The sequence below is a fragment of the Candidatus Desulfosporosinus nitrosoreducens genome (assembly GCF_030954495.1).
GTDB lineage: Bacteria > Bacillota > Desulfitobacteriia > Desulfitobacteriales > Desulfitobacteriaceae > Desulfosporosinus > Desulfosporosinus nitrosoreducens.
The window spans coordinates 15,356-35,264 of the sequence record NZ_JAVHUW010000073.1 but is presented as its reverse complement, the minus strand read 5'-3'; the positions used below and the strand labels follow the sequence as shown (position 1 = coordinate 35,264).

20 protein-coding genes, 1 riboswitch and 1 other annotated feature are annotated in these 19,909 nt (G+C 48.0%); all 20 genes read left to right on the top strand.

Features of this window, described 5'->3' with window-relative positions; all coding sequences use genetic code 11:
- Positions 1 to 48 precede the first annotated feature (48 nt).
- The 20 genes from pgeF to REC12_RS21005 all read left to right on the top strand — a co-directional run bounded on the left by pgeF (position 49) and on the right by REC12_RS21005 (position 19,901).
- Complete coding sequence (pgeF, locus tag REC12_RS21100; RefSeq protein WP_308897774.1) at positions 49 to 891, top strand: peptidoglycan editing factor PgeF; 843 nt, start codon at positions 49 to 51, stop codon at positions 889 to 891.
- 126 nt (positions 892 to 1,017) lie between these two features.
- A complete protein-coding gene (locus tag REC12_RS21095) occupies positions 1,018 to 1,704 on the top strand; it encodes a response regulator (protein ID WP_308897773.1) in 687 nt (228 codons plus the stop codon).
- Positions 1,705 to 1,709: 5 nt separating this feature from the next.
- Positions 1,710 to 3,080, top strand: coding sequence for a HAMP domain-containing sensor histidine kinase (locus REC12_RS21090; RefSeq protein WP_308897772.1), 1,371 nt, complete (start codon positions 1,710 to 1,712; stop codon positions 3,078 to 3,080).
- 35 nt (positions 3,081 to 3,115) lie between these two features.
- Complete coding sequence (locus REC12_RS21085; RefSeq protein ID WP_308897771.1) at positions 3,116 to 4,054, top strand: biotin/lipoyl attachment domain-containing protein; 939 nt, start codon at positions 3,116 to 3,118, stop codon at positions 4,052 to 4,054.
- A gap of 77 nt (positions 4,055 to 4,131) precedes the next feature.
- Positions 4,132 to 4,818, top strand: a complete 687-nt coding sequence (locus REC12_RS21080) for a YggS family pyridoxal phosphate-dependent enzyme (RefSeq protein WP_374214239.1) — start codon at positions 4,132 to 4,134, stop codon at positions 4,816 to 4,818.
- A 34-nt stretch (positions 4,819 to 4,852) separates the two neighbouring features.
- Complete coding sequence (locus REC12_RS21075; RefSeq protein ID WP_308897769.1) at positions 4,853 to 5,290, top strand: cell division protein SepF; 438 nt, start codon at positions 4,853 to 4,855, stop codon at positions 5,288 to 5,290.
- A gap of 13 nt (positions 5,291 to 5,303) precedes the next feature.
- Positions 5,304 to 5,579 carry a YggT family protein gene (locus tag REC12_RS21070; RefSeq protein WP_308897767.1) on the top strand — a complete coding sequence of 92 codons (276 nt, stop codon included), beginning with the start codon at positions 5,304 to 5,306 and terminating at the stop codon, positions 5,577 to 5,579.
- A 3-nt stretch (positions 5,580 to 5,582) separates the two neighbouring features.
- Positions 5,583 to 6,383, top strand: coding sequence for a YlmH/Sll1252 family protein (locus tag REC12_RS21065; RefSeq protein ID WP_308897766.1), 801 nt, complete (start codon positions 5,583 to 5,585; stop codon positions 6,381 to 6,383).
- 12 nt (positions 6,384 to 6,395) lie between these two features.
- Complete coding sequence (locus tag REC12_RS21060; RefSeq protein WP_308897914.1) at positions 6,396 to 6,857, top strand: DivIVA domain-containing protein; 462 nt, start codon at positions 6,396 to 6,398, stop codon at positions 6,855 to 6,857.
- 89 nt (positions 6,858 to 6,946) lie between these two features.
- Positions 6,947 to 7,420 (top strand): hypothetical protein, encoded by a 474-nt coding sequence (locus REC12_RS21055; protein ID WP_308897765.1) that lies wholly within the window; start codon positions 6,947 to 6,949, stop codon positions 7,418 to 7,420.
- 37 nt (positions 7,421 to 7,457) lie between these two features.
- Positions 7,458 to 7,667 (top strand) — a binding site (T-box leader).
- A 78-nt stretch (positions 7,668 to 7,745) separates the two neighbouring features.
- Positions 7,746 to 10,520 carry an isoleucine--tRNA ligase gene (gene ileS, locus REC12_RS21050; protein ID WP_308897764.1) on the top strand — a complete coding sequence of 925 codons (2,775 nt, stop codon included), beginning with the start codon at positions 7,746 to 7,748 and terminating at the stop codon, positions 10,518 to 10,520.
- 156 nt (positions 10,521 to 10,676) lie between these two features.
- Positions 10,677 to 10,783, top strand: a riboswitch (glycine riboswitch).
- Between the two features lie 247 nt (positions 10,784 to 11,030).
- Positions 11,031 to 12,125: a glycine cleavage system aminomethyltransferase GcvT gene (gcvT, locus tag REC12_RS21045; RefSeq protein WP_308897763.1), complete on the top strand. Its 1,095-nt coding sequence runs from the start codon at positions 11,031 to 11,033 to the stop codon at positions 12,123 to 12,125.
- 124 nt (positions 12,126 to 12,249) lie between these two features.
- Complete coding sequence (gene gcvH, locus REC12_RS21040; RefSeq protein WP_308897762.1) at positions 12,250 to 12,636, top strand: glycine cleavage system protein GcvH; 387 nt, start codon at positions 12,250 to 12,252, stop codon at positions 12,634 to 12,636.
- 1 nt (position 12,637) lies between these two features.
- The gene (gene gcvPA / locus REC12_RS21035; RefSeq protein ID WP_308897761.1) at positions 12,638 to 13,978 is read left to right on the top strand and encodes an aminomethyl-transferring glycine dehydrogenase subunit GcvPA; all 1,341 of its coding nucleotides are present in this window, start codon (positions 12,638 to 12,640) and stop codon (positions 13,976 to 13,978) included.
- A complete protein-coding gene (gene gcvPB, locus REC12_RS21030; protein WP_308897759.1) occupies positions 13,975 to 15,435 on the top strand; it encodes an aminomethyl-transferring glycine dehydrogenase subunit GcvPB in 1,461 nt (486 codons plus the stop codon). The genes gcvPA and gcvPB overlap by 4 nt, the downstream gene beginning before the upstream one ends.
- Positions 15,436 to 15,524: 89 nt before the next feature.
- Positions 15,525 to 16,406, top strand: a complete 882-nt coding sequence (gene lipS1 / locus REC12_RS21025; protein ID WP_308897758.1) for a LipS1 family lipoyl synthase — start codon at positions 15,525 to 15,527, stop codon at positions 16,404 to 16,406.
- The gene (gene lipS2, locus REC12_RS21020; RefSeq protein WP_308897757.1) at positions 16,403 to 17,386 is read left to right on the top strand and encodes a LipS2 family lipoyl synthase; all 984 of its coding nucleotides are present in this window, start codon (positions 16,403 to 16,405) and stop codon (positions 17,384 to 17,386) included. Before lipS1 ends, lipS2 begins: the two co-directional genes overlap by 4 nt.
- A gap of 55 nt (positions 17,387 to 17,441) precedes the next feature.
- Positions 17,442 to 18,203 carry a lipoate--protein ligase family protein gene (locus REC12_RS21015; protein ID WP_308897756.1) on the top strand — a complete coding sequence of 254 codons (762 nt, stop codon included), beginning with the start codon at positions 17,442 to 17,444 and terminating at the stop codon, positions 18,201 to 18,203.
- A gap of 196 nt (positions 18,204 to 18,399) precedes the next feature.
- Positions 18,400 to 18,978: a phosphate propanoyltransferase gene (gene pduL / locus REC12_RS21010; protein WP_308897755.1), complete on the top strand. Its 579-nt coding sequence runs from the start codon at positions 18,400 to 18,402 to the stop codon at positions 18,976 to 18,978.
- 248 nt (positions 18,979 to 19,226) lie between these two features.
- Complete coding sequence (locus REC12_RS21005; protein ID WP_308897754.1) at positions 19,227 to 19,901, top strand: TraR/DksA C4-type zinc finger protein; 675 nt, start codon at positions 19,227 to 19,229, stop codon at positions 19,899 to 19,901.
- Positions 19,902 to 19,909: the final 8 nt, after the last annotated feature.

Here is a 19,909-nt window from a genome sequence, read left to right as displayed (position 1 = left end):
TAGGGTTATTAAATGGTATATTTAAAAGAAATTAAAGGAGTCGGAGGAATGAACTGGAATTGGCGAACTAAAGGGGATCTAAGCTATCTGACGATTTCGCAATGGCTTGAAGAGGGAATTGACGTGGGTTTCTCGACACGAAACGGAGGTTTTAGTGGTGCGCCTTACGCAAGCTTGAACTTGGGGCTCCACGTCGGCGATGAGCCGGCAGCTGTTGTGAGAAATAGGAAACGCTGGCTGGAGACTTGGGATGTTCCGTGGCCGGAGGCTGTGGTCGGAGAACAGGTTCATGGAGCCAACGTTGTCTGGGTTCACGAGAGCGATAAAGGCCGAGGGGTTCGCGAATTAGATTCGGTTATTCCTGCTGTAGATGGTTTTGTAACTCAGAGCTCAGTTGGCCTAATGGCCTTTTATGCAGACTGCGTGCCCCTCTTTTTCTATGAGCCAAATCTGAAGGCGGTTGGAATTGCTCATGCGGGCTGGAAAGGAACCGTACAAAAAATAGGCTTAAAAGTCTTGGAGCGCTTAGAAGAGATCGGGGGGTGTGCCGAGAATGTTTGGGTGGCGATTGGACCGGGTATTGGGCCCTGCTGCTATACGGTTGATGAGCCTGTAGCTTGTCAGTTTCGTTTTAATTTTGGGGAGACTTCATTTTTACATCCCCTGCCTGACGGACACTACCACCTGGATTTATGGGAGGCTAATAAAAACATGCTTTTAGAAAGGGGGGTTCGCAAGGAAAACCTGGCGGTGGCTGCTATTTGCACTAAAGATAACCCGGAGTGGTTTTTCTCCCACCGCCGTGACGGGGTAAGGACCGGACGAATGGCGGGATGGATCAGAATGCGCGGCAAGCGGCACGATGATACAATGTACGAGCATAAGCCATGAGTATGAGGTGAGACCTGGAGGACACGGGACGTGATACACCGGCGACAAGATGAGGTATGGGGAAAGTCTGAAGTATCGAGCGGTACGAACTATCCGGACTTCGAGTCTCGCAAAGGGGGGGATTAAGTGGCAACAATTTTAGTTGTAGATGATGAGGAACCGATTCGAGAACTTTTAAAATTTAATTTGGAAAAAGAAGGATATCGCGTTCGAGTGGCGAAAGATGGACCTGAAGCTCTGGCAAGTATCGAAAAGGAACAACCGGATTTGCTCGTTCTGGATGTTATGCTGCCGGTAATGGACGGAATGGAAGTTTGCCGGAGATTGCGCTTAAATCCCCAATATCAGCAAATACCAATTATCATGTTAACTGCGAAAGGCGAGGAAATTGACAAAGTTTTAGGCTTGGAGCTGGGCGCGGATGATTACATGACCAAGCCGTTCAGCCCGCGGGAATTGCTGGCCCGGATCAAAGCCCGCTTGCGCCGTTTAAACGTCAAGGAAGAACCTGAGGTGATGATTGTACGCCGGGACTTGCGCATTGATATCAGCGGTTTTCGCGTTTTGATAAGGGGTGAGGAAACGGAGTTGACACCTAAAGAGTTTGAACTCCTGCGGATCTTTGCCGCTCATCCGGGGAAAGTTTATTCGAGGGACGAACTTTTAGAGCGGATTTGGGGCTATGAATATCATGGAGATACCCGCACGGTGGATGTCCATGTACGGCATTTGCGCCTTAAAATAGAGAAAGATCCCTCGAATCCGGAGTATATTGAAACCTTGCGCGGAATCGGCTATCGCTTTAAAGGCTAAGATGTATGAGTATAAAATGGCGCTTAACAGGACTTTTTATCGTCATGACAGGTTTATCCTTGTTGTTGTTTTGGGTGGGAGAAAGTGTAAGGCTAGGTTCGGCCGCTCAGGAGGTCAACTTTAAAGTGGCTCTCCTCGCCCTGTGTCTTCCGGCGGGAGCGGTATATGTCTATGCCGGGTATCTGTCCAGACGTTTGGACAAACTTCATTTTGCCGCCCGGCGCATTGCCGGAGGAAATTATGAACGGATTGATTTTACAGATTCAACGGATGAAATCGGGGAATTTACGTCCGAGCTTAATAGCCTTTTACGGCATATGGAGATGATCGTCCAAAATGGAACTCAAGAAGCTCATAAGATGGAGGCAATTTTAGCGGGGATGCAAGAAGGAGTCGTGGCTGTCGATCAAGTGGGCAGAGTTGTTTTAGTAAACGCCGCGGCCAACAGGATTTTTGAGCGTCAGGAGACAGAGCGCAAGTTAAGATATTTGCTTGAGCTTACCTTTGATTCGGAACTGGAGCATTTAATTCGCAAGGTACTTGCGGGAGAACCGTCGGCAACTAAGGAAACACACTTTGGACAAAAGACACTGCAGAGCCAAATCAATCCGATCCTCAGCGAACAGGGACAGCCGCGCGGTGCCGTAATTGTCATTCATGATGTGACGGAACTGCGCCGCCTGGAACAAATGCGTACAGAATTTGTTGCTAATGTTTCGCATGAATTGCGAACTCCTCTGACCTCTATAAAAGGGTTTGTGGAGACGCTTCTTGACGGTGCGGCGGACGCTCCCTCTCTGCGCGAGCGCTTCCTGAAAATCATACAGGCTGAGACTCTGCGTTTACAGCGTCTGATCGAAGATCTGTTGACCTTAGCCCGTTTTGAGGGGCGGGAAAACAGGGGAGGATTGGGCTTCGGCAAAATAAGTTATCTTCAGGAAGCTTATGAAAAAATAGAGCCGGTAATTCTCAGTCTTGCCCAGGCTAAAGGAATTGAGGTAGAGGTCACTCTTCCGGATAATTTGCCGCCCTTATCGATGGGTGAAGATTTGTTAAGTCAACTCTTGTTAAACCTGCTGGAGAATGCTGTGAAATACACCATTGAGGGACGAGTTTGGTTAAAAGCGCAAGTTTTTCAGGACCATCTTCAGTTGGAGTTTGGAGATACCGGCTGCGGCATTCCTGAGGAAATGCTGCCCAGGATTTTTGAGCGATTTTACCGCGTGGATAAAGCCCGGTCACGTGAACAGGGAGGAACAGGGCTGGGCCTAAGTATTGTCAAGCATATGGTGGAAGGAGTTGGGGGAACGATTAATGTAACATCTCAACTTGGAAGCGGGACTGTTTTTATCTGCAACCTGCCTAGGGCAAAATAGGGCTTTCAAGAGCATGGTGGACCAGGGAGGGTGACATGAAGAAAAAGAAGACAAAACCAAAATACTATTGGTTTTGGGGGGTTTTATTGCTTATCTTAGTTGGGGGAGTCGTTTGGTCCTATCGTTCGAACTTCGCGGTCAGGGACATCAAATTTGCAGTAGCTCAGACCGGAACAATTACCCATGAACGAAAGGTTCCCGCAACTTATGCCAATCAGGAGCTGCCGGTTATTGCTCCCTTCTCTGGAACGATTCAATTTATAGGGAATGATGGTCAGCGCTTTAGGCGAGGAGAAACTCTTGCCACGCTGCAGCAAAATGGAGCGGCACCAGGTAGCAAACAGGGCTCTGCAGCGAATACAGCCATTACGGCTGGTATGGGCGGTCTGTTTTTTCATCAAAGCGATGGGCTGGAAACCATCATGACGAGCGATAACCTAATGTCCATGGATCTGGAAAAACTGGTCGCTCAAACTTCCGTTGTGAAAACTACGGGTCAAACAGTACAAGAGGGAGAAGTCGTGGGCAAAATAGTCAATAACCTCATGCCGACAATGGCCTTTCTTCAGTTACAAAGCATTGATGACCTTACGGGAGGTAAAACCCTTAGCTTGACGGTGGGAAACCAAACCATGAACGCTAAGATTATGCGCAAATCCGAAAAGCCTATGGGCATTGTCGTTCAGTTCCCTCATTATGTCGATGGTTCGGCGTCGAACAGACATCAAGAAGTGATCTGGAATTATTCTCCCCAGACCAGCGGGGTCCTCGTTCCTAAGAGTGCTCTTTGGACTCAGGGTGAAGAATTGGGAATTTTTGTTGTCAATGAAGGTGTTGTGCATTTTAAAAAGGTTAAAGTACTCGACGAGGATGATCAACAAGCTTGCATCGATAATTTGCCGAACGGCATCCCTGTCGTGACAAATCCCCGGGATGGCCTGGAAGGGTTAATCGCCAAGGTAAAAAATATCTAGGAAAAAGCTTTATAAGCAGGAAACGGAGGAAAGGGCGTAGAATTCTTTGCGAAGGGGATATTCAGAATATGGTGGACTTGGGTATTCAACAGCGTTTAATTGAGGTTCGTGAGCGAATTCTTCGGGCAGTTGAGCGGAGCAACAGGGATAAGGATGCTGTTCGCTTATTGGCAGTTTCCAAAACCCAGCCCGTATTAAATTTGCAAGAGGCTTATTTGGCCGGGCAACGGGCTTTCGCAGAAAATCGAGTTCAAGAATGGATGGAGAAAGATCCGCTTCTGCCCAGCGATTGTGAGTGGCATATTGTCGGTAGACTACAGACTAACAAAGTTAAATATTTAAATGCCAGGGTCGCCCTGATCCATTCGTTGGATCGCTTTTCGCTTTTGGAAACCCTGAACGAACAAGGGCAACGACGGGGATTGACTTGGAATACATTAGTCCAGGTCAATATTTCCCGCGATAGCGCTAAAGCAGGGCTGGCCCCTGAAGAAGTTCCGGATTTTTTGAATTCGATCGGGGATTATTCTTGTGTTCGTGTGCGGGGATTCATGACCATTGGCGCCCTTGAGGCCAGTTTACAGGAAACTCGAGAGTTTTTCCGACAGCTGCGGAAGCTCCGGGATTCTTTGCTGTCACGAAAATGGGTTGGCGTAGATTTACAGGAGCTCTCAATGGGTATGAGCCGAGACTTTGAAGTTGCAATTGAAGAAGGTGCAACTTTTGTCCGTGTAGGACGTGAGATTTTTGGTGAACGTGGGTAAGAGAGCAATAAGGTGTAAAGGAAGGGGATAAACCATGGCAAAATTGATAGACAAGATGATTGGAATCATGGGATTTGCTGATGACGAGCCTGAAGAAGAGGTTTTTGAGGAGAATGAAAAAGAAAAGGCGGCTCAGGATGAGGTGCGTACCAGCCGCAAAAATGCCCCTGTTGTCAGTATCCATACTCAAAAACAAATGCGAGTAGTAGTGATGGAGCCGAACACGTTTGAGGAAGCTCAAAACATCGCCGATCAATTAAAATCTCGCCGTCCGGTCATCGTTAATTTAGAAAATGCCGAGAAACTCCTGGCGAAACGTATTGTCGACTTTATTAGCGGGACAACCTATGCTTTGAATGGCAACATGCAGAAAGTCGGGAATGGAATTTTCTTATTTGTACCCAACAATGTGGACATTTCCGGGGAGATGCGCGATGAACTGAAAGTTAAAGGTTTGTTCTGGCCAAAGTAGGAGGGATTCTGATTTGATATCTCTAATCGCTCAGATTATTGACAAAGTAATATCAATCTTGATTTTGGCGATCATTATTCGAGCCATCCTGTCTTTCGTACCTCAATTAAGGCCAAATCAATTGCTTACGCTTCTTTATGATGTGACCGATCCTCTGTTAAAGCCTTTTCAACGCTTCCGCATAGGCGCGGCCATGGGACTGGATTTTTCTCCCTTGATCGCTATTGTTGTCCTAAGCTTAATTCAGTCACTAATTATGAGGCTATTTTATTATGCGAGGCTGTTTTAATAAATGAAACGTTCTATAGATCGCAGTGTACTTGGCTATTGGAGCGAAAAAGAGGTGCGTTTGGAAGCTGCCCATCTTTTAGACCAAATTGACTTAGTGCGCAGAGAAAACTCTAAATTGGTCACTTCTTTTTTGAGCTTTGCGCTGCGGGATTGGGCGGAGGTTATTCTGCGCCGAGAGCAGCTGGCTTTTTTAGCTGAAGGTGGGTTTCCTGACGCAGAACGCGTCCGAATTGTCATGGGGCCTAAAGGAGCAGACTTGAGCTTTCAGGATGTGAATTTAGCGATTCTGAAAGTGCGTCCGCTAGACCCTCGTGCCCAACTGGAACACCGCCAGATTTTGGGTTCACTGATTGGCCTTGGCTGCAAACGGGATGTGCTGGGAGATATCCGGGCCGGTCAGAACGGTCAACAATATCTTGCGGCTTCCTCCGAGATTGCTTCATTTTTAATAAATCAATGGAAAATGGTTGGGCGGGAAAAAATCGAAGTCTTATTTTGTCAGGAGACGCCGGATATTCAGCCCGATTTGGGAGTAGAGAAGAGGGTTACGGTAAGCTCATCACGCCTGGACGCCTTGCTTGCCCACGCTTTTGGGGTTTCGAGGACATTGGCTCAGGAATGGATAGTTCAAGGCAAGGTGCGGCGTGAGGGTTTAGCCGTTAACAAAGCGGATATTAAACCACAACCCGGGGAAACAATTTCCTGCCGAGGCTATGGACGTATTAAACTTTTAGAGTGTATTTCCACGCGCAAAGAACGAATTGCCTGGCAACTTGTACTTTATAAGTCACAACGCCGTTAGGAGGGAACTATGATGCAAATGACTCCTCTTGATATACGCAATAAAGAATTCGGCAAGGGAATCCGGGGGTATCAATGTGGGGAAGTAGAGAAGTTTCTGGAAACTGTGAGTCAAGAATTTGAATCCGCTTATGCAGAGAATTTCGAACTGCGCGAGAAGACCAAAGCTTTGGAAGCTGAAATCAGTCATTTCCGTCAAATTGAGAACACTCTGCAGCAGACTTTAATTTTGGCCCAACAAACGGCGGAAGAGGTGAAGCAGGCCGCTCGTCATGAGGCTGAATTATTGCTGAGAGAGGCTGAACAGGAAAAGTTGGTCAAGGTGTCTGAAGCTCAGCAAAAATGGGAAGAAATACAAGGGGAAATTCAAGAGCTGATCCGCAAGCGTGACTTGATTCGAACTCAACTTAAGTCATTTTTGCTCTCCCATCTTGATTTGGAAACGATGCAGGATCGGAATGAAGTGATAGCCTAGAAGGACTGAGCTTGCCGGTTGTTGCGAATCCGTCCGGTTTCGTGGTAAAATGTTCTAAAGAGAACTTGGAAAGAGAAGGATTGTCACCGATGAATAGATTAATTAGCGAGATATCTCCCGACTTTCTCGTTCAAGGTTTTGGACTGCACGAGGATGAGAAGCAGGTTTTTACTGGGAAAGTCGGAGGACAAGAGATTCAGCTCTCGCCGACCCTTGACGATCTCCCTTTAGAAGCTAAGGATTTAAAAATCTTTTGTGTCGGTCTTGCCGAGGCGAGCCATCATTTTCGTCCGGGGGATGTTTTGATGACCGGGAGTGACGATTTGCTTGATCGTGCCTTTCAGGTCATGGACGGCATCGAGCAGCGTTGTGTTGTAGTTAGCTTAACTCCCGCTCAGGAGTCAACCCATTTATATCTTTCTAAAGAACAGATGGAGCCGTTGGTGCAGGAGTGGAGAGGGCGAAAAATCTCCTTTTTGTGTCTTTGGATGGTAGATCCCATCGACTTGGAAGGAAAAGCGAAATTAGTAACGATTTTGCGCAAAGTTATTTTAAAGGACTAATTTTTAAGTTATATTGGAATAATAGTTATAATACTTGAGGAAAGCGTTGACAAGGACTGTTTTTGTCTGATCCCCTCAACAGCGAACGGGAAATGGTGTGAGCCCGTGAGGAAAGGCAAAGAAGATCCCCTTGGAGTGAAGAACTGAAGGTTTTCAGTAAGTTTCTTACGGTTGGTCACCGTTAAAAGACTTCCGAGTGGCTTTTTAATAGCGACAAGGGTGGTATGCGAGTGATCTCGTCCCTTTATAGAGGGGCGGGATTTTAGTTATTTAGGCTGTTTTTGACCATCCGCTGAGGTTGGAGATTAATAAGGAGGAAATATTCATGGACTATCGGGAAACATTAAATTTGCCGGAAACAGACTTTCCGATGCGGGGGAACCTGCCCCAAAGGGAACCGGAAATCTTGAAATCCTGGGCAGAGCAAAACTTGTATGAAAAGGTACAGCGCGCACGTGCTGGACGCCCAAAGTTTATTCTTCATGATGGGCCGCCTTACGCTAATGGAGATATACACCTCGGTCATGCCATCAACAAAGTTCTTAAGGATATTATCGTAAAATACAAGACCATGATGAACTATGATGCACCTTATGTGCCGGGGTGGGACACACACGGTCTGCCAATCGAACAACAAGTTATTAAAAAGTTGGGAGTTAACCGTCATGCCGTGTCGGCGCTTGAATTTCGGCAGCAATGTAAGGCTTATGCCGAGAAATATGTCGGCATACAACGGGAACAATTCAAGCGGCTGGGTGTACGCGGAGATTGGGAACACCCTTATTTAACCCTCAAAAAGGAATATGAGGCTGCGCAGATTGGGATTTTTGGCAAAATGACGACGAAGGGCTATATTTATAAAGGTATGAAACCTGTTTATTGGTGCCCTTCCTGTGAAACGGCTTTAGCGGAAGCGGAGATCGAATATGCCAATAAGCCGGCAACAGCTATTTACGTTAAATTCGCCGTTAAGAACGGCCAGAATGTCCTCGCGGCAGAGAATTCCTACGTGGTGATCTGGACCACAACCCCCTGGACCTTGCCTGCCAACCTGGCAATCAGTGTTCACCCGGAATTAACCTATGCCGTTGTCGCGGTGAAGAATGAACATTGGGTTGTGGCCGAAGGGATGCTTGAATCCCTGCGTTCTTTGTGGAACCTGGAGCTGCCTGTGGAAAAGACACTTTCAGGCAAAGAGCTGGAAGGAATAGTTTGCCGAAATCCCCTTATGGATCGCGACTCTGTGATCATTTGCGGAGAACATGTGACTTTAGAAGCAGGGACAGGTTGTGTTCACACCGCTCCCGGACATGGTGAAGACGATTTTCTCGTCGGGAAGAAGTACGGTTTACCAGTATTATGTCCCGTCGATCACCGCGGAAAATTTACCGCTGAGGCAGGAGCCTATGCAGGTCTCAAAACCGATAAGGCCAATCCGCTGATTGTTGCGGATCTTCAAAAAACGGGGGACCTGGTCCTGGAGGAAACGATAGAGCATAGTTATCCCCATTGTTGGAGATGTAAGAGTCCGATTATTTTTCGAGCGACAGAACAATGGTTTGCCTCGATCGACGGTTTCCGTCAGGAGGCTTTGAACGAGATTGAGAAAGTGCGCTGGATTCCCGCCTGGGGCAGAGACAGGATTTTCAACATGATCGCGGACCGGGGAGACTGGTGTATTTCAAGACAAAGAACCTGGGGGGTCCCGATTCCTATTTTCTATTGCGAGGATTGCGGGAAGGTCCTGGTAAACGAACAGACGATTGCTCAAGTCCAAGAAATATTCCGCCGTGAAGGCTCGGATTCCTGGTTTGCCCGTGAAGCTGAAGAATTGCTGCCCGAAGGGATTGCCTGTTCCTGCGGCAGTACTAAATTCCGTAAAGAGACGGATATCATGGATGTTTGGTTTGATTCGGGCACGAGTCATGCCGGTGTCTTGAAGCAACGTGAAGAATTAGCTTGGCCTGCGGACCTATATTTGGAAGGCTCGGATCAACACCGCGGTTGGTTTAATTCTTCCCTTTCCACGGCGGTGGCTGCCTTTGGCCAGGCTCCTTACCGGAGTGTCTTAACTCATGGCTTTGTGGTTGATGAGCAAGGACGCAAAATGTCTAAATCCCTGGGCAATGGCGTCGATCCCCTGAAAGTTGTTCAAGAATTAGGAGCGGATATCCTCCGCTTATGGGTCAGTTCTGTGGATTATAAGAACGATGTGGCGGCTTCTCCTCGTATCATGAAGCAAATGTCCGAGGCTTATCGCAAAATCCGCAATACCCTTCGCTTCTTGCTGAGTAATTTGAATGACTTCGATCCGGAGAAGGACAAAGTAAACTACCAAGAGCTTCAGGAGATTGATCGCTGGGCCTTGCTTAAGCTTTCTAAAGTTATCGAGCGGGTGTTATTGGGGTATGATTCCTATGAATTTCACTGGGTCTACCACACGATTCACAATTTCTGCACCATTGAGTTAAGCGCTATTTATCTTGATATCGTCAAAGATAGGCTTTATGTGGAAGGGAAGAATTCTCTGCTTCGCCGTTCTGCCCAAACGGTGTTGTACGAGGTTCTGAACGCCCTTGTTCGTCTCCTGGCGCCGGTCTTATCTTTCATGACGGAAGAAATCTGGCCTTACATTCCCGGTAAAAAGGCGGAAGAAAATGTTCAAATGGCCGAAATGCCTGAAGTTAATCCGGAGTGGCTGGATGAGAGATTAGCCGATCTCTGGGATCAGATCCTCGAATTGCGGACAGATGTTTCTAAGGTGCTGGAAAAAGCGCGTCAGGAAAAGACGATTAATCATACCTTGACGGCTCATGTCAGTCTTTATCCCACTGCAGAACAGTATGCTTTTTTACAGCGAGTCCCGAATCTTGCGGAAATTTTCATTGTCTCTGAGCTGACAGTTCATGAGCCTCAGGAAAAAAGGCCGGAAGGGGTACAGCAAGCCGAGGTGCACGAAGGCTTGGGAATTTTGGTTGAACCGGCGAAAGGGCAAAAGTGCGAGCGTTGTTGGATGTTCCATGAGGACGTCGGAAAAAATGAGAAATTCCCGACAATCTGCCCGCGTTGCAGTTCGGTGATTGAGCAGTATAGCGAATAACAGGGGACTTGGGTTTAGCCTTGCCAAAGAATGGGTGGAGGTTTGTCGAATCAAGTAGTATAAAATTGAAAAAAATCAGTCAAACCCTTGAAAAGGGTATAGACTAATTGAGAGAAATGGCATAGTATAGTATACAACAATAACAATAGTAATCGGATGATACTGGCAGGAGAGATCTGGAAATCCAGACGCCGAAGGAGAAAATCTCTTGAAGTCGCTTCTCAGGAGGGGAAACTCTCAGGCAAAGGTACGGCCAGTAGACGATACTCTGGAGAGTTTCTCTCAAAGGGAACACCAAAGGGGAAGCCGCAAACGGCGAATCTCTCAGGTTCAAGGACAGAGAAGGTGCGAAAGCATAACTTCTCTGTCCTTTTTTATGCTGAGGAAAAGTGTAGCCTCGTTAATAAATACTTTCCGCAGTAGGGGATCGCTAAATTTTTTTACGGGATAGTTTGTTTCGGTTTTTGAGGAAATACTAAGACTATGTCAAAAATTTGAGGAGGTGTCGAGATGGTGGAACTGAAGCGAACTCCACTTTACGAAGAGCATCAAGCAGCTAAGGCCAAACTGATTGACTTTGGCGGCTGGGAAATGCCTGTACAGTATAGCGGGGTGATCGAAGAACATCATGCTGTGCGAAAAAATGCGGGACTTTTTGATGTCTCGCATATGGGTGAGGTTGATGTCCGGGGCAAGGATGCTTTAGCTTTTGTTCAGAGGCTGATAACCAATGATGTGGCTAAACTTGAGGACGGTAAGATCCTTTATTCGCCGATGTGTTACCCGGATGGCGGAATTGTCGACGATTTGCTGGTTTATCGGCATAGCCCGGACCATTTCCTGCTTGTTGTCAATGCTTCGAATACGGATAAGGATTTTGCCTGGATGCTTGAACAAGTTCAAAATTTTGAGGTTGTTGTGGAGAATATCTCCGACCAATATGCCCAACTCGCCTTGCAAGGGCCGCAAGCGGAAAAAATCCTGCAACAACTGACCAATACGGACCTGTCGGCTCTGAAATACTACACCTTTACTTACGGGGAGATTGAAGGCGTTAAAAGCCTTATTTCCCGCACAGGGTACACAGGGGAAGACGGTTTTGAAATTTACGTTTCCCCGCAGTTTGGGAGACAACTTTGGCGGAAAATTCTAGAGACCGGCTCGGCGGAAGGAATACAGCCCATTGGCTTGGGCGCTCGTGATACCCTGAGGTTTGAAGCCCGTCTTCCGCTCTACGGCAATGAGTTAGGAGCAGCCATTACTCCCATGGAAGCAGGACTCGGTATTTTTGTCAAATTAGATAAAGAGGATTTTGTTGGCAAGGACGCTCTGGTCAAGCAAAAAGAACAGGGAATTCCGCGCAAACTCGTAGGCCTGGAAATGATCGGACGAGGAATTGCCCGGTCTCATTATCCTTTGCAAAAGGATGGACAGGAAATTGGATTCGTTACTTCGGGTTCTTACTCGCCAACTTTGGACAAAAATATAGCTCTTGGTCTTGTCCGAGCTGATTTAGCGGTTTTGGGCCAGGAACTGGATGTTATGATTCGCGGCAAGGCCGTTCAGGCGAAGGTTATTCCCAGCCTATTTTATAAACGGAGTTAAAGTGAAGGTTCATTCCAGCAGGCAGAAAACGGGCGGAGCTCCTCAGGATGAGTAGCTTTGGGGAGTAAGGGATGTCACACAGTTTTATAGGGCAAAATAAGAAAAATTTGAGGAGGGCGATATCATGAATCCAGTAGAATTAAAGTATAACAAAGAACATGAGTATATAAAGGTGGAGGGCAAGATAGTGACTTTCGGGATCACCGACCATGCCCAAGAAAGTCTCGGCGATGTTGTTTTTGTTGAACTTCCTGAAGAAGGCGCAACAGTTACAGCGGGGCAAGCCTACGGAACGGTTGAATCGGTCAAGGCCGTTTCGGATATTACGGCTTCGGTCAGCGGCAAGGTTGTGGAAGTAAATACTTCACTGATGGATTCGCCGGATTTACTCAACAGCGATCCCTATGGTGAGGGCTGGCTTATAAAAGTTGAAGCGGAGGATTTGTCGCCCCTGGATAGTCTGATGACGGCTGCCGAATATGAATCGTTCTTGGCAGAGGAGGAGCATTAGAATGAACTTCGTACCGAATACGGACAGCCAAAAAGAGCGACTCTTAGCCCGTATCGGGGTTAAGGCTATGGAAGATCTTTTTGCCGATGTGCCTAAAGAGGTTCGCTTAAATCGATCGCTGGACATTCGCGGGGGAATGTCTGAACAGGAACTGGTCAAACATGTCAAGGGATTGGCTAATCAGAATAAGACGGTTGAAGAGTACACCTCTTTTTTAGGTGCAGGGGCTTACGAACATTATATTCCCAGTTTCGTGGATCAGTTGTTGCTGCGTTCGGAGTTTTATACCGCCTATACTCCTTATCAGCCGGAAATCAGTCAGGGAACTCTGCAAGCGATTTACGAGTACCAAACTCTGGTCTGTGAAATAACGGGAATGGACGTTGCCAATGCTTCAATGTATGACGGGGCCTCCGCTTTGGCTGAAGCGGCTCTCATGGCCTGTGATGCCACACGCCGGAATAAAGTGCTCGTGATGCAAACTGTACATCCGGAATATCGTGAGGTTTTAAAAACCTATTTGCCGCCGCGCGGGGTGGAGCTTATTGAAATTCCTTTTAAAGACGGTATGACCGATATGGCAGCTTTAGAGGCTCAGCTGCGCGAGGGCATCGCGGGTGTGCTTGTGCAAACTCCTAACTTTTTTGGCAATATCGGAGAAGCGGAGGAAATTACTTTAGCCGTTCATGCCCAAGGGGCCCTGATGGTGATGGCCGTCAACCCGGTCTCTCTCGGGCTGTTGAAGACTCCGGGAGAATGCGGCGCGGATATAGTAGTTGGTGAAGGTCAAGTCTTTGGGAATCCTCTTAATTTTGGAGGTCCGTATTTAGGGTTCTTAGCTTGTCGGGACAAATATGTCCGCAGAATGCCGGGCAGGATCGTCGGAGCGACCAGCGATAAAAATGGAAAAAAAGGATATGTTTTAACTCTCCAAGCTCGCGAACAGCATATCCGCAGAGAAAAAGCCACTTCCAATATTTGCTCCAATGAAGCTCTCTGTGCCTTGGCCTTTACGATGCATTTGAGTGCCTTGGGAAGAACAGGGCTGACGGAATTAGCCTATCTTAATTTACAAAACGCTCATTATGCGGCTCGGGAGATTGCCAAAATCCCCGGTATGAGCTTAGCTTTCTCGCAGCCCTTCTTCCATGAGTTTGTGGTAAAGACAACGCTTGAACCTTCAAAAATAAACGAATCCCTGTTAAAAGATCGAATTATCGGCGGACTTGATTTGGCAAGATTCTATCCTGAACTTGACCATCATCTTCTTTTCTGCGTGACTGAGACCAAGTCTAAAGCGGAGATTGACCGGCTTGTGGCCAGATTGGGGGAAATCCAATGAAATCGTTAGAACCGTTGATTTTTGAACTCAGTGCCGGCGGCCGCAATGCGGTGACTTTGCCCAAATGTGGTGTTCCGGAAGTTCCTGTGGAGATGCTGATTCCTGAGCATATGCTTACCCAGCAAGAGCCCCAGCTTCCGGAATTATCTGAAGTTGATGTTGTTCGCCACTTCACGCGGCTCTCTACCTTTAATCATGGGGTAGATACTGGATTTTATCCTTTAGGATCATGTACAATGAAGTATAATCCCAAGGTTAACGAAACCCTGGCACGCCTGCCGGGCTTTGCCTCTCTCCATCCTTACCAGCCGGAAGCTTTGACGCAGGGAGCACTGCAGCTCATGGCCGAACTGCAGCAGGATCTCTGTGAACTGTCAGGAATGGATGGCTTTACCCTCCAGCCGGCGGCCGGTGCGCACGGGGAAATGACAGGAATGCTGATTATCAGAGCCTATCATCAGCATCGCAAAGACACGAAACGGACGAAAGTCATTGTTCCGGATTCGGCTCACGGTACAAACCCGGCGACAGCGGCAATGGTTGGCTATGATATTATTCAGGTGCCCTCCACGGAGCGCGGCGGGGTGGATATCGAGGCTTTAAGAAAGGTTCTCAGCGATGAGGTCGCCGCTCTGATGTTAACGAATCCGAACACAGTCGGACTTTTCGATGAAAACATTTTGGAAATCACGCGGCTGGTTCACGAGGTCGGAGGGCTATTGTATTATGACGGAGCGAACACAAACGCGATTATGGGAATAGCCCGTCCCGGCGACATGGGTTTTGATGTGGTTCACCTTAATTTGCATAAAACCTTTTCCACACCTCACGGGGGAGGCGGGCCTGGTGCCGGTCCCGTGGGAGTTAAAGAGTTCCTTTTGCCTTTCCTGCCGAAACCGATTGTAGTGCAAAATGAGGATGGGACCTTTAAGCTGGAGGATAATTTGCCTCTTTCGATTGGCCGGGTTCGCTCTTTTTATGCTAATTTTTCTGTTCTGGTTAAGGCTTATGCTTATATTCGGGGATTGGGTGGAGAAGGGCTCAAGGCGGCGTCGGAAAATGCTGTGCTTAACGCCAATTATTTGATGAGCGTGCTTAAAGACCATTATTTCCTGCCCTTTGATCGAATCTGCAAGCATGAATTTGTGATTACGCCGAAGACTTTGAAGTCCACAGGCGTGCATACTCTGGATATTGCCAAGCGCTTGCTGGATTATGGCTATCACCCGCCGACAATTTATTTCCCGATGATCGTCGAAGAGGCCATGATGATTGAGCCCACGGAAACAGAGAGTGCCGAGACGCTCGACGAATTTGCTCAGGCTCTCATCAACATCGCCCGGGAAGCCCAAGAAGATGCGGATATGGTTAAAAATGCCCCGCATACGACTCTGATTACCCGCCTGGATGAAGTGGGTGCGGTGCGAAAACCGGATCTGCGTTATCGCAAGAAGTAGTTAGAGAAGCCAAGAATGCCCGATACAAAGATATTGCAAAATGCCGCTCGTTTCGGGCGGCTTTTTTCCAAGTAAGCGAGGAAGTAGAGATGGAACAATATGATGTCCCAAGTTTGATTCGGCAGGCCTGGGAAGTACGTCAGGCAAATTTTGAGAACGTGATCTATTTTGATTATCCGACTCAAACAGAGAGCATCACGCTCACGGGCCGCTCCTGTGCTCTCAATTGTGCTCATTGCGGCGGGCATTATCTGAAAGGAATGCGGAGCATCGAAGAGATACAAATCCACGGAGCTCTTAATGACCGCTACCCGTTTCGCAGCGCGCTCGTTAGTGGGGGGTGCACACCGGAAGGAAAGGTTCCTTTTCTGGAGCATCTGGAATTTTTGCGTGACCTTAAGCGGGACATCCGCTTGAATTTTCACGTAGGCCTATTGGACAACGGCGAAATCCCTTTTTTAAAAAACCTGGCAGATGTCGTTTCCTTTGATTTTGTGGCGGACCGGGAAACGATTCGGGAAGTTTATGGCTTAGAGCGCGGACCGGAAGATTACCGGCGGGTTTTTCTCGCCCTGCGTGAAATTCTGCCGGTTATGCCGCATCTGACTTTGGGCTTGAAAGGGGGCGAGTGGAGCGGAGAAGCGGCGGCTTTGGAGGCTCTTGACGATATGAAGGCTGAGGGCATAGTTTTTAATGTCTTTATTCCCACGCCCGGAACAAAATACGCCGACCGGCAACCGTTGCCTGTCGAAGAGGTTGTCCGCTTTTTGGCTTCAGCCAGAATCCGGTTTCCCAAGATCCCTTTATTCTTAGGATGTATGCGTCCTAAAGGCAGATACCGCCAGAGTCTGGATGAAGCTGCCGTCGCCTTGGGACTGAACCATTTAGTCATGCCTACCCCGGGGGCGCGCCGCAAAGCCGAGGAATTGCGCCTGAAAATTGTTCGCGGAGAGGAGTGTTGTGCGCTGTGATTCGATGTTCTTTAGGCACAGCCAAAGTCTTAGGTTTAAAAAAGGTTAAAGTGGATGCCTTGCCAACAACAGCTTACCTGATGGTCGGAGAACGGTGCCGTTTTAATTGCGCTTTTTGTGCTCAGGCCCGGGAAAGCGGGGCTCGTGCAGACCTCCTCTCCCGGGTGAGCTGGCCTGATTTCAGCACGGATGTCTTGCTGCAAAGTCTGGTTGCCTCTAAAGCTGACAACAGGTTACAGCGGGTTTGCTTCCAAGTCGTTCAGGATAGGGCGGCTTTGGAGGAAGTGAAGAGTCTGGTTAAAGAGGTCAAAGCCGCAAACCCTTTGCCAATCTGTGTTTCTGCCGGTCCGCGAACTCTTGACGAGGTCAGGGAGTTTCTGGAACTGGGAGTTGATCATGTCAGCATTGCCTTGGATGCGGCGACTCCTCAAGTTTATGCCCTAAGTAAAGATGGGTCCTGGCAGGAACGGATGGACCTGCTCTGTAAGTCCGCCGAGATGTTTCCCGGCCGTATGGCAACTCATCTCATTGTTGGTTTAGGGGAAAATGAAGAGGAAATGGTCCGCTGCCTTCAGACTTTATATGACCGGGGAGTGACCGTAGCTTTGTTCGCTTTTACGCCGGTGAAAGGAACAAAGATGGAAAAAGTAAGCCAACCTGAAATGAGTCATTACCGCCGGATTCAGGTGGCGCATGATTTAATTAAGCAGGGCTTGGCGCGGTGCGAAAGTTTTGGCTTTGCTAATGGTAATGGCCGCTTAACAAGCTTTGGAATTCCTGTGGCTGAGCTTCAACAACAACGCGGAGGGATACCTTTTCAAACCTCGGGCTGTACAGGCTGTAATCGCCCTTATTACAACGAAATTCCCGGAGAGGATTTATACAATTATCCTTTACCGCTGACGGAGGAAGAAACTAAAAAGGCCTGGGCCCAAGTGCTTGAAGGCTTGGATTTAACAAAAGATGAAAGGAAAGGGTGATTCTATGACAAGCTGGCGCTATTTACCTTATGCCGTATTTAAGGGAGCTGAGAATATGGCAATTGATGAAGTGTTGTTGAAAACTATGGCTCAAGCTCCGGCCCCTCAGCCCGTTCTCCGCTTTTATGGCTGGCATCCGGCAACCTTATCCCTGGGTTATGCTCAAAGCTATGATAAAGAGGTTAATGAAGAGGCTTGCCGGGCGGAAGGGATTGACATTGTCCGCCGGCCAACAGGGGGGAGGGCAGTCTTGCATCAATACGAGCTGACTTATAGTGTCATTGCCCCGGAACAAGATCCCCAAGTCTCGGGGACTGTGACGGAATCCTATTTAAAGATCAGCAAAGCTTTGGTTGCAGGGTTTCAAGCGCTGGGGATTCCGGCGGAGATGTCTCTCGGCGGACTAGGTAAAGCAACAGGCACCGCTGCTTGTTTCGATGCGCCTTCGTGGTATGAGCTTGTCGTGCAGGGCCGTAAATTGGTGGGGAGTGCTCAGATGCGGAAAGAGGGGATGCTTTTGCAGCACGGGTCTATCCTTCTCCACTTTGATGCCGATCTTCTCTTTCGACTTCTGAAGTTCCCTACTCAAGAGATGCGGGAACGTTTATTGCAAGGCTTTAAAGCCAAAGCTTGCGCTTTGGATGGGGTTTGGCCCCGGCCTATTGAGCGCGAGGAATTGGAGCGGGAAATTTGCCGGGGATTTTGTTCAGTGATGGGAATTGAGCTCATCCCCAGTCAATTGACGGCTGAGGAGAAATCTTTAATGCCGGAGACAAGTTCTAAGTACTTATCTGACGGCTGGACGAAAAAGCGGTAGTTTGAGAAAAGGGTTTTAAAATTATAAAGATTATAAAAATTACAACTTAAGAATTTATCGCCCGAAGTTCATGTGTTTTGCTCTAAATAGGAGTATACTATTGGCATAAGGTCAACTGGTGGCTTCCGCTCAGGTAAGATCGGCATAAGCTGAGTTTTCTTTATTGGGTAGTAGACTATGGAGGGTGATAAGTTCAATGGCTAGTTTTATGGTTCCAGTTGGTATTTCTAACCGGCATATTCATTTGTCCCAACAGCATATCGAAGAGCTTTTTGGAGCAGGGCATACGCTGACAAAAACGAAAGACCTGAGCCAACCAGGCCAATTTGCTTGTGAGGAAATTGTGACATTAATTGGGCCGAAAGGCTCCATGCCTGGAGTTCGTGTTTTGGGACCGGCGAGAAAGGCTTCGCAAGTTGAACTGGCGGCGACAGATACCTTTAAATTGGGAGTTAAACCTCCCGTGCGCGATTCAGGAAAAATCGACGGTACACCCGGACTTGATGTGGAGGGTCCGCAAGGGAAAGTCCATTTGGATGAAGGCGTCATTATTGCCGCCCGCCACATTCACATGACTCCTGAGGATGCGGCAAAACATTCTTTAAAGGATGGTGACCATGTGCGGGTTGTTGTCCCTGGTGTGCGAGGCGGAATTCTTGAGCATGTTCTGATTCGTGTCAGTTCAAGTTATGCCTTGGATATGCATATTGATACGGATGAAGGGAATGCTTTCAGTCTGTCCAATGGCCTGCAGTTGGAAGTTCTTTTGGATTAGGAAAACGGGGGCTCTTCCGGTATGCTGCCGGGGAAGTCAATTAAAGTTAGCGGATTGCTTGGGACTTGTGGAATAATTCCACAGGTCCTAAATTTTTTCAGAAATACGTTTAGGGAGATTTACTTAAGAGGGTTTTAATACCAGACAAACTATCAACTCAGCATAAGAAATTGCTGTTGATGGATTTCTTGCGTAAATAGTTAGCGCGTGGGAACACTAATGTCAAACCATCAGAAAGGGGTGACGAGATGAACAATGGATCTCGTTATATAAAATTGATTGAAGCCCTGCGAGCAGAAAAGCAAAGCTTGATGGAGACTGCAACAGAGTTTATCAACGGAGACATGCGGGAGTCTTTAGGTGAACTGTCTGTGGCGGATAATCATCCTGCCGACATTGGCACGGAGGTCTACCAACGTTCTCAGGATATTGCTTACCATGATCGCTCGCTGCATAGAATTGAAGCGATTGATGCCGCCTTAGAGCGTTTTGAAAAGGGAAAGTACGGGGTTTGTGAGCACTGTGGGCAAGAGATCCCTTATGAACGCCTGGAACTGGTGCCATATACTACGGTTTGTACTCGCTGCAGCCAAGAGGAAGAACAGGAGGAGCAGCACTCCTTGCACCGCGAACCTGTGGAAGATGAGCTTCTTAACCGTCCTTTTGCCCGCACCTTTAACGATGGACTGGATCGGGTTGAATTTGATGGTGAAGATGCTTGGCAGGCTGTAGCCCGTTACGGGACAGCGGATTCCCTTCAGGATCTGGGAACAAATAGGGACATATCCGATCCTAATGACCTCTACGAGGATTCGGACGAGGTGATCGGGGCTGTCCAATCTGTCGAAACCCTTGAGACAGCCAGAGAGCCGGAGGGTCGCGGCAACACTATCCATTATAGTCAGGATCACGGTCGTACCTAAAAAGGACC

Bases quoted from the DNA above. Each gene is read 5' to 3' on its own strand.
- REC12_RS21075 (WP_308897769.1), top strand. From the start codon at position 4,853: ATGGCAAAATTGATAGACAAGATGATTGGAATCATGGGATTTGCTGAT.
- REC12_RS21005 (WP_308897754.1), top strand. From the start codon at position 19,227: ATGAACAATGGATCTCGTTATATAAAATTGATTGAAGCCCTGCGAGCA.
- ileS (WP_308897764.1), top strand. From the start codon at position 7,746: ATGGACTATCGGGAAACATTAAATTTGCCGGAAACAGACTTTCCGATG.
- pgeF (WP_308897774.1), top strand. From the start codon at position 49: ATGAACTGGAATTGGCGAACTAAAGGGGATCTAAGCTATCTGACGATT.
- REC12_RS21060 (WP_308897914.1), top strand. From the start codon at position 6,396: ATGCAAATGACTCCTCTTGATATACGCAATAAAGAATTCGGCAAGGGA.
- gcvH (WP_308897762.1), top strand. From the start codon at position 12,250: ATGAATCCAGTAGAATTAAAGTATAACAAAGAACATGAGTATATAAAG.
- pduL (WP_308897755.1), top strand. From the start codon at position 18,400: ATGGCTAGTTTTATGGTTCCAGTTGGTATTTCTAACCGGCATATTCAT.
- REC12_RS21015 (WP_308897756.1), top strand. From the start codon at position 17,442: ATGGCAATTGATGAAGTGTTGTTGAAAACTATGGCTCAAGCTCCGGCC.
- gcvT (WP_308897763.1), top strand. From the start codon at position 11,031: ATGGTGGAACTGAAGCGAACTCCACTTTACGAAGAGCATCAAGCAGCT.
- lipS1 (WP_308897758.1), top strand. From the start codon at position 15,525: ATGGAACAATATGATGTCCCAAGTTTGATTCGGCAGGCCTGGGAAGTA.
- REC12_RS21055 (WP_308897765.1), top strand. From the start codon at position 6,947: ATGAATAGATTAATTAGCGAGATATCTCCCGACTTTCTCGTTCAAGGT.
- REC12_RS21090 (WP_308897772.1), top strand. From the start codon at position 1,710: ATGAGTATAAAATGGCGCTTAACAGGACTTTTTATCGTCATGACAGGT.
- gcvPA (WP_308897761.1), top strand. From the start codon at position 12,638: ATGAACTTCGTACCGAATACGGACAGCCAAAAAGAGCGACTCTTAGCC.
- gcvPB (WP_308897759.1), top strand. From the start codon at position 13,975: ATGAAATCGTTAGAACCGTTGATTTTTGAACTCAGTGCCGGCGGCCGC.
- REC12_RS21085 (WP_308897771.1), top strand. From the start codon at position 3,116: ATGAAGAAAAAGAAGACAAAACCAAAATACTATTGGTTTTGGGGGGTT.
- REC12_RS21065 (WP_308897766.1), top strand. From the start codon at position 5,583: ATGAAACGTTCTATAGATCGCAGTGTACTTGGCTATTGGAGCGAAAAA.